The sequence below is a fragment of the Lacinutrix chionoecetis genome (assembly GCF_053604665.1).
In genome coordinates, this window is record NZ_JBSHNQ010000087.1 from 259,051 (window position 1) to 270,370 (window position 11,320).

The window sequence follows — 11,320 nt, forward strand, 5'->3', positions numbered from 1 at the left end:
CTTAATGCTTAAAAAAGTTCCGTTTATCTGGAAAATACCATGCAAAAAAACAACTCAGAAGTTTTAGGTAAAGCACCTATTGGAGAACTACTTATAAAACAAGCTGTACCAGCATCTATTGGCATATTAGTTATGTCTTTAAATATTCTGGTAGATACTATTTTTGTAGGACAATGGATTGGCTCTACAGCGATAGCAGCAATAAACGTTGTGCTTCCGGTATCTTTTTTTATCGCAGCACTTGGGATGTCTATTGGAGTTGGAGGATCGTCTATTATATCTCGTGCATTAGGTGCAAATAATCATGAAAAAGCGCTTAAGGTATTTGGTAATCAAATTACATTAACCCTACTTCTAACAATAGGTTTTGTTGCTACGGGTTTATACTTTGTAGATTTTTTAATTCCGTTATTTGGAGGGAAGGGGAATATTTTCGATTCAGCTAAAATCTATTATAATATTATACTGTATGGTGTTCCGTTTTTAGCATTGTGCATGATGGGAAACACTGTAATTCGTGCCATTGGTAAGCCTAAATTTGCCATGTATGCGATGCTGTTTCCCTCGATAGGTAACTTAATTTTAGACTATCTGTTTATTAATGTCTTAGATTTAGGAATGGCAGGAGCTGCCTGGGCAACTACAGGTTCTTATCTCTTGTGTTTTCTATTTATATTATGGTTTTTTTTCTCAAAACATTCTGAGTTAAAAATCGATTTTTCACATTTTGGATTAGACTTTCCTATAGTAGCAGAGATTAGTAGTTTAGGAGCCGTAACACTGGCAAGACAAGCCATGGCAAGTATTAGCTTTCTATTAATTAATAATGCCTTGTTTAGTTTGGGAGGAGAAACATCTGTTACAGTGTATGCCATAGTTGGCAGAATGCTCATGTTTGCCTTATTTCCAGTATTTGGTATTACGCAAGGTTTTTTGCCTATTGCAGGATATAATTATGGCTCAAACCAATACCAACGTGTTAAGGAAAGTATTGCTACAGCCATGAAATTTGCAGTAGGATTAGGGTTTTTAGTTTTTATTATATTAATGGTTTTTCCAGAAAGTATTGCCAAATTATTTACAACCAATCAAGACGTTATAGCGCAAACACCAAGAGCAATGCGTTTAGTATTTGCAGCCACACCAATTGTAGCGATTCAATTAATAGGTTCTGCCTATTTTCAAGCTATAGGTAAAGCCTTGCCAGCGTTGTTATTAACCTTAACAAGGCAAGGATTAATATACATTCCGTTATTATACATTTTAATGCCAATTTATGGCGAATTAGGTGTGTGGTTGGCATTCCCGATTTCGGATGTTCTATCCACAATAATAACTGCATATTTTTTAAATCGTGAAGTAAAAACTAATTTAGTACCAGAAAAAAGCATATAAATGGAATACTACAATTACATTAAAGCATTACACCTTATTTTCGTAATTACTTGGTTTGCCGGGTTATTTTATATTCCAAGATTATTTGTCTATCAAATTGAAGCTTCCCAAAAACCTTCACCTGAAAGAGAAATTTTAGGAAAACAATTAAAGTTAATGGCAAAGCGCTTATGGACTATAATAGCATGGCCTTCGGCAATATTAGCAGTTTTTTTTGGGTTAATTTTGTTTTACTTAAACCCATTTCTTATTAAAAATGACTGGATGCAGGTAAAACTAGGATTTGTTATTGTACTCATTCTCTACCATCTACAAACGCACTCTTATTTTAAACAGTTACAGAAAGATGTGGTTAACAAATCATCTAATTTTATGCGCTTATGGAATGAAGGCGCAACCTTTATTCTTTTTTCGGTAATCTTTTTAGTGTTAGTAAAAAGTGCTTTTAATTGGATTTTTGGTATAGTTGGAATATTTGCTTTAGGATTACTTTTAATGTTAGGATTTAAACTATATAAGCGTTTTCGGGATAGAAATCCGGAAGCATAACGTTTATGTTTAATCCTAATACGCACTTCCAGTATTTTGGTTTGATTATTGCTATATTTATAAAACTCAAATTCTTAACAATAAGGTATCTGTTTTTACTAAAATCTCTATGAAATTAAAAAAACTGTCTTTACGAACCAGAATCTTCATTTCTATGATTTTGCTGGTGTTATTATCATCGGCATTAATAGCAATTGTTGCTATTTATCAGTATAATGAAGAAACCCAAGATTATCACAGAGAGCGTTTAGATAGAAAAGAAACAGCCATTATAAGAAGCCTTGATTTTGTTATTAGAGAAACCACATTTCCCGTTACTACTGAAAACGTTCCGCTAATATTTAAAACTAAAATTTATGAGGTTTCAGAAGTACATAATATTCAAATAAACTTATACGATTTAGAAGGTTCTTTGCTCATCTCATCAAAAGCGGATTTAAAAAAAGAAGTTACAGAGAAGTGCTTAGATCCTGTTGTTTTAAACACCTTATCTAATACCGCAGAACATCGTTATGAAGAGCGACGAGAAGAAAACGAGGAAACCTTTAGGTCCTCTTACCGCTATATTACAGATCCAAAATATAAGGATTTAGCAATCATCAATCTGCCTTATTTAGAAAATGACGATTTCTTAGCTAAAGAACTAAACGAGCTTTTAGCTCGACTAAGCTATGCTTCTATTATAGTGATGTTAATGGCAGTTGCAATAGCCTTTTTCTTATCAAGATATATTACAAAGCCTATAAAAGCCATTAGTGAGAAAATGAGTACCACGCGTTTGGAAAAACGTAATGAAAAGATTGTAATTTCAGATACCAGTGAAGAAATTTCAAGTCTTGTAGACTCTTACAACAGCATGATTGATGAGTTAGAAGCAAGTGCAGTACAATTAGCAACGAGCGAACGAGAACAAGCATGGAGAGAAATGGCAAAACAGGTTGCTCACGAGATTAAAAATCCGTTAACGCCTATGCGATTGAGTGTGCAAAGTTTTCAGCGTAAATTCAATCCTGAAGACGAAAACATCCTTCAAAAAGTCGATGAATATTCTAAAACGCTCATTCAACAAATAGATACCATGAGTTCTATTGCGAGTGCCTTTTCTAATTTCGCAAAAATGCCAGCGCAAAAAAACGAAATGTTAAACGTAGTTGAAATTGTTGATTTAACACTCGATATTTTTAACGAAGACTATATTACTTTTCAAACTGAAAAAGAAAAAATTATTGCAAAATTCGACCGGACACAATTAATTCGAGTGGTAACAAATTTAATTAAAAATGGCATTCAGGCCATTCCAGAAGATAGGGTACCAAGAATAATTGTTAATGTTTCAGAAGTAAATAATACAGTAAAAATCACAGTTTCAGATAACGGAATAGGGATATTAGAAAACAATGCCGATAAAATTTTCGAACCAAAATTCACCACCAAATCCAGTGGAATGGGCTTAGGTTTAGGAATGGTTAAAAATATTGTGGAAACTTACAACGGAACAATTACCTTTGTGTCACAAAAGGATAAAGGCACAACCTTTACGGTAACTTTTCCTAAAGATTAATAAAAACGTTTTTTATGACTTACCAAAATATTATCTCTAACAACCAAAATGGAATTTCAACCATTACCATAAATAGACCTTCAAAATTGAATGCTTTAAATAGTGCTACTATTGAAGAGCTTCATCAAGCCTTTAAAGCAGCAGATGAAGACAAAAATGTTAAAGTAATTATCATTACAGGAACAGGAGATAAAGCTTTTGTTGCAGGCGCAGACATTAGTGAATTTGCAGATTTTAATATTGAAAATGGCGGCAAATTGGCTGCAAAAGGTCAGGAAATATTATTTGATTTTGTAGAAAACCTAAGCACTCCAGTTATAGCAGCTGTAAATGGTTTTGCTCTTGGTGGTGGATTAGAATTAGCCATGGCAACACATTTTAGACTGGCAAGTGAAACTGCTAAAATGGGATTGCCGGAAGTATCTTTAGGTGTTATTCCTGGCTATGGTGGCACACAGCGTTTACCACAATTAGTTGGTAAAGGTCGTGCCATGGAAATGATTATGACTGCAGGCATGATAGATGCAGACACAGCAAAAGCATATGGTTTGGTAAACCATGTCGTTGCGCCAGAGGAGCTAATGCCTTTAGCCGAAAAAATTGCGAGTAAAATAATGAGAAACTCATCGATAGCAATTAGTAAAGCCATAATAGCTGTTAACGCAAACTATAAAGACGGTGTTAATGGTTTTAAAAGTGAAATAGAACAGTTTGGTAATTGCTTTGGCACCCAGGATTTTAAAGAGGGTACAACAGCTTTTTTAGAAAAACGTAAGGCCGAATTCCCTGGTAAATAACCTCATTTTTTTGTTAATAATGAAATCTGCTATAGCATTAAACGCATGATAATATTTTGTATTTTTACAAAATATTATCAAATATGTTTAAGAAAGAAGCTATAAAAGGACGAGGTGCACAAAGCAACCCTAATAATCGTTTTTTCGAATTATCCCATGAAATTCGTAATGATTTTCTGGAGTTTTGTGAAAAAGAAGGTGAAGAAGCAGACAAAAACAAAACCTTATATCTCGAAACATTTCCAAAAACTATTGTTAATAAAGTAACCAGTCCAGATATAGGTATGGCGTATTCCATGAATGCGTATCAAGGTTGCGAACATGGTTGTATTTATTGTTATGCCAGAAATAGTCATGAGTTTTGGGGATTTAGTGCTGGTTTGGATTTTGAACGTCGCATTTTAATTAAAAAAAACGCTCCAGAGTTGCTTGAGCAGTTGCTTAAGAAAAAAAGTTGGAAGGCACACCCAATAGTTATGTCTGGTAATACAGACTGTTATCAACCTGCCGAAAAGCAATTTGAAATTACTAAACAGTGTTTAGAAATCTTTTTAAAATATAAACATCCAGTTGCAATTATTACTAAAAACGCATTAATTCTTAGGGATTTAGAATTATTAAAAGCATTGCAAAAAGATAATTTAATAGGTGTAAATGTTTCTATTACCTCTTTATCTGAAACAACCAGACGTATTTTAGAGCCAAGAACGGCAACCATACAAAAACGTTTAGAGACAGTGAAAGCTCTTAGCGAAAACAACATTCCTGTAAATGTTATGTTAGCACCAATTATTCCAGCAATAAACTGTCATGAGATTTTACCATTAGCTAAGGCAGCGTCTGATGCTGGAGCATTAAGTATTGCGCATACTATTGTAAGATTAAACGGTGCAATTGGAGAAATTTTTAAAGATTGGATAGAAAAAACACTACCAGAAAGAGCAGAAAAAGTGTTGCATCAGATAGAAAGTTGCCATGGCGGAAGTTTAAATGACTCCAGATATGGAACACGAATGCGAGGAGAAGGTAATATTGCCAAGCAAATTAACGATTTGGTTAAACTTGCGAGACATAAATATTTTAAGGATAAAGCAATGCCTCAATTAAATACATCGCTTCACGAAACATATAAAAATGGACAATTTAAATTGTTTTAATGTTGTTAATCAAAAAAATGGGAGTATTTAAATACTCCCATTTTTACTAAACAAGGATTGCTTACCTTGTTTAGTACATGATAGATAATGGTTAATACCTGATTACGTTTTCGAATGTTCTTCCTTCGCATTTTAAGATTACTTTGTAAGCACCTCTTTTATCTTCCAAAAGTTTTAAAATTCTTTTAATTTGCGTGGTATCTGTTATTGTTTCAGTATAAATTGAATTAAAAATCTGATTGGATTCATTATAATACAGAGTAATATGTAAAGGCTTTTTATTTAAGCTCAATTGAGAGATATAAATAAAATTATCCTTTAATCTAACGAAAGGTTTGTAAATAACAATTTCACTTTCTTTATTAAATGTTACCGTTTTAGAGCTTACTTTAAAAGGTATAATTTCGATTTTAACGGCTCTATCTAATTCAAAATTGTAGTTTCCATCTGGTAATTCTGTTAAGTCAAAAGATTTGGAATAGATACCGTTATCTTTAATAGATTCTCTATAGAGAACAACTCCAAATAAGTCTTTAATAATTAATTCTTCTCCTGCCTTAACATTGTTTAAAACCAATGTTGTTTTTCCATCTTCAATATTTTTTAATGAAGAAATTTCTGTTGCGTTGCTTGTAAGCATAGTAAATAACATTACTAATACTATACTGTTTCTAATTGGGTTTTTCATAACTAATTGCTTTAATGTTACAGGACAAAATTAGTATACAAGGCTCATGTAGAAAACAACAGATTTAGCTAATTTATGCGCTAAATTACCAATATTAATATGTTAAAAAATGTTAAAGGTTAATTTAGCACATAATTAAGATAAACTAACATAACTATTTTAACGTTTAAATCGTAGTTTTATAATAAATTATCACGTCTTGAATATAAAACCTACTTACGAGAAAATCACACCTGGCTTTGGCAGCTCTATTTTTGTGGTACAAAAAACAAAAAAAAGAAAGCGTAGTCAGGCTTTTTGGCACTTTCATCCTGAAATAGAACTGGTTTATGTTAATAAAGGAAAAGGAAGGAGGCATATAGGTAATCACTTATCTTACTTTAATAATAGCCAGCTTATTTTAATTGGCTCTAATTTACCACACAATGGTTTTGTAGACAGATTAACTTCTAAAGGCAAAGAGACTTTAGTCCAGTTTAAAGCAGAATTTTTAGGCGATACGTTTCATGATCTGCCTGAAATGAAAAATATAAAGCAATTATTGGAAAGAGCTAAAAAAGGCATACTCTATAAACCAGACATAAAAAAAATAGTTGGTCCTAAAATTGAAAAATTACCAAAATATGAAGGCCTAAAACGTGTCACGAAACTTTTGGAGATTTTAGAATTACTTGCCGTTACTAAAGATTACACATTATTGCATGCAGACGGTTTTATGTTCGAAACACAACCTCAGGACAGCTCTAAAATAGATATTATATTTAAGCATGTAAACAGTAACTATCAAAGTCACATTAGTTTAGACGAAATATCAGAGAAAGTAAGCATGACAGTGCCTGCTTTTTGTCGCTATTTTAAAAAAGTAACAGGAAAAACATTTACGCAACTGGTAAATGAGTATCGTGTTGTATATGCTACCAAACTGTTATTAGAAAGTAAAAGCAGTATAACCGATATTTGCTTTGAGTGTGGGTTTAATAACTTCTCTCACTTTAGTAAATCTTTTAAAGAAATAACAGGTAAAAGTCCTTCAAAGTATAGAAGTGAGTCCAGTTTACTTATTAAATAAAATTATTTTTCACCATGCCACTCGGCATAGAACTGTTTTAAAAACCCAACCATATAATTATGGCGTTCTTCAGCAATTTTTCTACCAGTTTTAGTATTCATGTTATCTTTTAGAAGCAGTAATTTTTCATAAAAATGATTAATTGTTGGCGCAGTAGAAGCTTTATATTCTGCTTTTGTAAGGTTAAGATTTGGTGCAATATCCGGATTGTAAAGCGGTCTGTTTTTAAAGCCGCCATAATTAAAGGTACGTGCAATACCTATTGCGCCAAGGGCGTCTAAGCGGTCGGCATCTTGAACAACCTGCAATTCTTTAGAATTAAAACTATTAGAGGAACCAATGTTAGAACTAAATGAAATATTTTCAATAATTTTTACAACATGTTCAATAATCACAGAATCTACATTATGCTCAAATAAAAAATTTCTGGCTTTTTTTGGACCAATAGAGTCGTCGCCATCATGAAATTTACTATCGGCAATATCATGCAACAGGGCGCCTAAACTTACAACAAGGGTATCTACATCTTCGTTTTTGGCAATGAGTAAAGTATTATTATAAACCCGTAATATGTGAAACCAATCGTGGCCACCTTCAGCATTAGTTAATTCCTGTTTTACAAATTGTTTTGTAGCTTCAATTAAATTGATGTTGTTCATCTTACAACCTTGCAGGTTCAACCCATTTAAATTGAAATGAATTTTCAGGAATTTTCATTCTTTCTGCCAAGCGTAACATTCTTGAAGGCAATTTAACTAAATAATCACGCGCTTTTTCAGCTTCATCTGTTAAATCAGTTATTTTTTCAATCTCCCAGCGTTTAATTAATTTTTCAAGGATGTCTATATAATCTAAGGAAGTATAAACACCTATACGTTGTGCTGTGTTAGAGAATTCCTCGAAAGCAGTACTAATTTGGTTTCCAGACTCTCTTAAAAAATGTGCAGGCATGGTTATTTTTTGTTTCATCATGTATTGAAACGCCAACATCATCTGGCTTGGATCTACCTTAAAAATACGTTCTACAAACTCGCAATACGCATGATGATGGCGCATTTCGTCTCCAGAAATAATTTTACACATTTTAGCCAACTGTTTATTTCCTTTTTCTTTTGCAATTTTTGCGACACGATTGTGGGAAACATAGGTCGCTAATTCCTGAAAACTGGTATATAGGAAATTTTTATAAGGATCTCTATCTGTACCAATATCAAAACCATCTGCAATAAGATATTGTGTGGTTTTTTCTATTTCTTTCATGTTTACTCTACCAGAAAGGTATAGGTACTTATTAAGTACATCGCCATGACGGTTTTCTTCGGCAGTCCAGTGTTTAACCCACTTAGACCAGCCATTTTGCCCTACTTGATCAACACCTTCAACGTCCATTAACCAGGATTCGTAGGTTGGTAGCGCCTCCTCTGTAATCATATCACCAACCAAAACGACCCAAAAGTCGTACGGTAATTCTTTAGAGAGTTCTCTAATTTCCTGTACTTCGTCAAAAAACTTAGGGCCTTCAGAATTTGGTAAAAAGTCCGATGGTTGCCATATGGTTTCTACAGGAATTAGATATTTTTGTATTAAAGAATCGATGTCTTTTTCTAAAAACGACATGACTTCCAATCTCACATTTTTTAACGACATAATCTTAAATTTTTACACTATTTTTAATTGTACTTTCAAGATAATCAAATAATAACTCTTTTGTGTCAAAATCGCTTAATTTAACAGGTTTATGGGCAGTAAACGTTAAGTGGTTTCCTATGCCCATAGGGAATTTACCATAGCGTAAAGTCTTCCAGGAATTGTTAATTGTTACAGGTACGATAACCGCACTTGGCACATATTTTACTAATGTTTCCAACCCTTTAGTTCTAAACGGCTTTGGTTTGCCATCACGACTTCTTGTGCCTTCAGGAAAAATAACAGCTGCACGGTTGGTTGTTTCTATATAATCTGCAAATTTCCTAATAGCAACAATGGCTTGTCTTGGGTTTTTTCTATCTATTAAAGCAGAACCTCCATGACGTAAATTGTAAGACACACTCGGTATGCCTTTTCCTAACTCTTTTTTGCTAATAAATTTTACATGATGTTTTCTAAAATACCATATAAGCGGTGGAATATCTGCCATACTTTGGTGATTAGACACAATTATTACAGGTTGCGAAGTATCTAATTTATATGGATTGTAAAAGGTATGCCAGGACGCTAAAATGTTAATACATCGCATTAAACAAAACTGTAATGCATCCACACTTTTTTTATGTGTTTCATATCCAAATACATTTAAACAAACCCATTGTATAGGATGAAAGATAAGTAGTGTTAAGCCAAAAAACAGGAAATAAATACAGGTTAAAGGATAGGCTAAAAGTTTTCTCATTTTTTCAAGAATCTATAACTTCAAAAATAAAAAAACCACGTTTAAAAACGTGGTTTTTTTAATAATACTTAGTATTGGTACAGGATAAATTTTATATAATTAATCCTAAATTTTACTAACAATGCTCGTTATAGGCGTCTACTAAATTTTCTGCAATTAATTCTGCTGGACGACCTTCAATATGATGGCGCTCTAACATGTGTACTAGTTCTCCATTTTTAAATAATGCCATACTTGGCGAACTTGGAGGAAAAGGCACCATATGAGCACGAGCTCTATCAGTTGCTTCTTTATCTACACCAGCAAAAACAGTAACGATATTGCTTGGTTTTTTATCATTCTTTAAACTCATTTTTGCACCTGGACGCGCGTTTGCCGCTGCACAACCACATACAGAGTTTACAACTACTAACGTTGTACCTTCTTTTTTTATAGCCTCATCAACTGCCTCTGCAGTATGTAAGGCCTCAAAACCTGCGTTTGTTAAATCTTCGCTCATAGGTTTTACTAATTCTGCTGGATACATATCTTCTAAATTTTATATTATTATTTCGCTTATGCAAAGTTAATCAATTTTTGTGCTAAAGTTGTTTTGGGCGTTACCTTATGTCATTTGAGTGCCATAAGGTCAGGCTGTCACTACTCGCTCTCTGTGAGGAGCTCAAACATCTCGTTCCATCCTTAACGCACTTACAGTTAAGCGTCGTAACAAAACACACCAAATAACAACTAACAAAGTATTATATTTACAATTCTTAAAAACAAAAGAAATACATGAGCGGATTAAAATGGATTGGTGCTACATTAGGATGGTCTTTTGGCGGACCAATTGGCGCAATAATAGGTTTAGCATTAGGGAGTTTAGGCGATGTTTTTGCCTCTGGAAAAGGCGATTTTTTCTTAGGACAAGGCGAGCCAAAAACACAAGGCAGACAACGTCAACCTAATTATAGAACACGACCAGATTACAGAACACAACAGCAACGTCGTGCGCAAACCACCTCGGGCGATTTTGAGGTGAGTTTACTCATATTAGCATCTGTAGTAATAAAAGCCGATGGTAAGCAAGACCAGCGAGAACTTGATTATGTACGCCAGCAATTTGTAAGCATGTATGGTAAAGACAGAGCCAATAAAGCTTTTGCATTATTTAAAAAGGTGAGCCAGCAAACTGTACCATTACGCCGTGTATGTATGCAAATTCAGCAAATGATGGATCACGCATCGCGTTTACAACTCATGCATTTTCTTTTTGGTATTGCCAAAGCAGACAACATGGTAACCGAAGACGAAGAACGCCAGATATACACCATTGCTGGTTATCTTGGTATAAGCTCTCGCGATTATAATAGTATAAAAGCTATGTTTTATAACAGTCGTGATAATGCCTATAAAATTTTAGAAATTAACAAATCTGCAACTGTAGATGAGATTAAGAAAGCTTATCGTAATATGGCTAAAAAATACCATCCAGATAAAGTTGAACACTTAGGTGACGAACATAAAAAAGGAGCAGAAGATAAGTTTAAACAAGTACAAAAAGCTTACGAGCAGTTGCAGAAGGAACGTGGGTTTTAAATTTTAGTTAGCAGTAATCAGTCTTCAGTTGGCAGTCCAATTAGTTATCTGAAGCAGTTACACATTCGAATACGTCATTGCGAGGCGCTTTTTTTTCTTCCGAAATTTCGGAAGTGGCAATTCTATAAATCAGAAAT

12 protein-coding genes are annotated in these 11,320 nt (G+C 33.5%); 7 read left to right on the forward strand and 5 right to left on the reverse strand.

Annotated features, from left to right (window positions below):
* Positions 1-39: 39 nt before the first annotated feature.
* The 5 genes from ACVC43_RS16045 (at position 40) to ACVC43_RS16065 (ending at position 5,459) form a co-directional block, all read left to right on the forward strand.
* Positions 40-1,395 carry an MATE family efflux transporter gene (locus tag ACVC43_RS16045; RefSeq protein WP_452225557.1) on the forward strand — a complete coding sequence of 452 codons (1,356 nt, stop codon included), beginning with the start codon at positions 40-42 and terminating at the stop codon, positions 1,393-1,395.
* Positions 1,396-1,944, forward strand: a complete 549-nt coding sequence (locus ACVC43_RS16050) for a CopD family protein (protein WP_452225558.1) — start codon at positions 1,396-1,398, stop codon at positions 1,942-1,944. It abuts the gene before it with no gap.
* A 109-nt stretch (positions 1,945-2,053) separates the two neighbouring features.
* Complete coding sequence (locus ACVC43_RS16055; RefSeq protein ID WP_452225559.1) at positions 2,054-3,505, forward strand: ATP-binding protein; 1,452 nt, start codon at positions 2,054-2,056, stop codon at positions 3,503-3,505.
* A 14-nt stretch (positions 3,506-3,519) separates the two neighbouring features.
* On the forward strand, positions 3,520-4,302 hold the full coding sequence (locus ACVC43_RS16060) for an enoyl-CoA hydratase/isomerase family protein (RefSeq protein WP_452225560.1): 783 nt from the start codon (positions 3,520-3,522) through the stop codon (positions 4,300-4,302).
* 83 nt (positions 4,303-4,385) lie between these two features.
* Positions 4,386-5,459 (forward strand): PA0069 family radical SAM protein, encoded by a 1,074-nt coding sequence (locus tag ACVC43_RS16065; RefSeq protein ID WP_452225561.1) that lies wholly within the window; start codon positions 4,386-4,388, stop codon positions 5,457-5,459.
* Between the two features lie 91 nt (positions 5,460-5,550).
* Here the strand turns inward: ACVC43_RS16065 and ACVC43_RS16070 are convergent, their stop codons facing one another.
* On the reverse strand, positions 5,551-6,147 hold the full coding sequence (locus tag ACVC43_RS16070; protein ID WP_452225562.1) for a hypothetical protein: 597 nt from the start codon (positions 6,145-6,147) through the stop codon (positions 5,551-5,553).
* Between the two features lie 199 nt (positions 6,148-6,346).
* Here ACVC43_RS16070 and ACVC43_RS16075 point away from each other — a divergent pair, with 199 nt between their 5' ends.
* Positions 6,347-7,216, forward strand: a complete 870-nt coding sequence (locus ACVC43_RS16075) for an AraC family transcriptional regulator (RefSeq protein ID WP_452225563.1) — start codon at positions 6,347-6,349, stop codon at positions 7,214-7,216.
* A 2-nt stretch (positions 7,217-7,218) separates the two neighbouring features.
* On the opposite strand, the gene ACVC43_RS16080 is transcribed toward ACVC43_RS16075, so the two are convergent.
* The 4 genes from ACVC43_RS16080 to ACVC43_RS16095 form a co-directional block, all read right to left on the reverse strand.
* Positions 7,219-7,875, reverse strand: a complete 657-nt coding sequence (locus tag ACVC43_RS16080; protein WP_452225564.1) for an HD domain-containing protein — start codon at positions 7,873-7,875, stop codon at positions 7,219-7,221.
* Between the two features lies 1 nt (position 7,876).
* Positions 7,877-8,863 carry an acyl-ACP desaturase gene (locus ACVC43_RS16085; RefSeq protein WP_452225565.1) on the reverse strand — a complete coding sequence of 329 codons (987 nt, stop codon included), beginning with the start codon at positions 8,861-8,863 and terminating at the stop codon, positions 7,877-7,879.
* Between the two features lie 4 nt (positions 8,864-8,867).
* Positions 8,868-9,605: a lysophospholipid acyltransferase family protein gene (locus ACVC43_RS16090; RefSeq protein WP_452225566.1), complete on the reverse strand. Its 738-nt coding sequence runs from the start codon at positions 9,603-9,605 to the stop codon at positions 8,868-8,870.
* A gap of 115 nt (positions 9,606-9,720) precedes the next feature.
* The gene (locus ACVC43_RS16095; protein WP_452225567.1) at positions 9,721-10,131 is read right to left on the reverse strand and encodes a BrxA/BrxB family bacilliredoxin; all 411 of its coding nucleotides are present in this window, start codon (positions 10,129-10,131) and stop codon (positions 9,721-9,723) included.
* Between the two features lie 248 nt (positions 10,132-10,379).
* Here ACVC43_RS16095 and ACVC43_RS16100 point away from each other — a divergent pair, with 248 nt between their 5' ends.
* Positions 10,380-11,183: a TerB family tellurite resistance protein gene (locus tag ACVC43_RS16100; protein WP_452225568.1), complete on the forward strand. Its 804-nt coding sequence runs from the start codon at positions 10,380-10,382 to the stop codon at positions 11,181-11,183.
* The last annotated feature ends 137 nt before the right edge of the window (positions 11,184-11,320 follow it).

What these genes read in the sequence shown, in the direction of transcription:
- ACVC43_RS16045 (WP_452225557.1), top strand. Translation starts at nt 40, where the DNA reads ATGCAAAAAAACAACTCAGAAGTTTTAGGTAAAGCACCTATTGGAGAA.
- ACVC43_RS16050 (WP_452225558.1), top strand. Translation starts at nt 1,396, where the DNA reads ATGGAATACTACAATTACATTAAAGCATTACACCTTATTTTCGTAATT.
- ACVC43_RS16055 (WP_452225559.1), top strand. Translation starts at nt 2,054, where the DNA reads ATGAAATTAAAAAAACTGTCTTTACGAACCAGAATCTTCATTTCTATG.
- ACVC43_RS16060 (WP_452225560.1), top strand. Translation starts at nt 3,520, where the DNA reads ATGACTTACCAAAATATTATCTCTAACAACCAAAATGGAATTTCAACC.
- ACVC43_RS16065 (WP_452225561.1), top strand. Translation starts at nt 4,386, where the DNA reads ATGTTTAAGAAAGAAGCTATAAAAGGACGAGGTGCACAAAGCAACCCT.
- ACVC43_RS16070 (WP_452225562.1), bottom strand. Translation starts at nt 6,147, where the DNA reads ATGAAAAACCCAATTAGAAACAGTATAGTATTAGTAATGTTATTTACT.
- ACVC43_RS16080 (WP_452225564.1), bottom strand. Translation starts at nt 7,875, where the DNA reads ATGAACAACATCAATTTAATTGAAGCTACAAAACAATTTGTAAAACAG.
- ACVC43_RS16085 (WP_452225565.1), bottom strand. Translation starts at nt 8,863, where the DNA reads ATGTCGTTAAAAAATGTGAGATTGGAAGTCATGTCGTTTTTAGAAAAA.
- ACVC43_RS16090 (WP_452225566.1), bottom strand. Translation starts at nt 9,605, where the DNA reads ATGAGAAAACTTTTAGCCTATCCTTTAACCTGTATTTATTTCCTGTTT.
- ACVC43_RS16095 (WP_452225567.1), bottom strand. Translation starts at nt 10,131, where the DNA reads ATGTATCCAGCAGAATTAGTAAAACCTATGAGCGAAGATTTAACAAAC.
- ACVC43_RS16100 (WP_452225568.1), top strand. Translation starts at nt 10,380, where the DNA reads ATGAGCGGATTAAAATGGATTGGTGCTACATTAGGATGGTCTTTTGGC.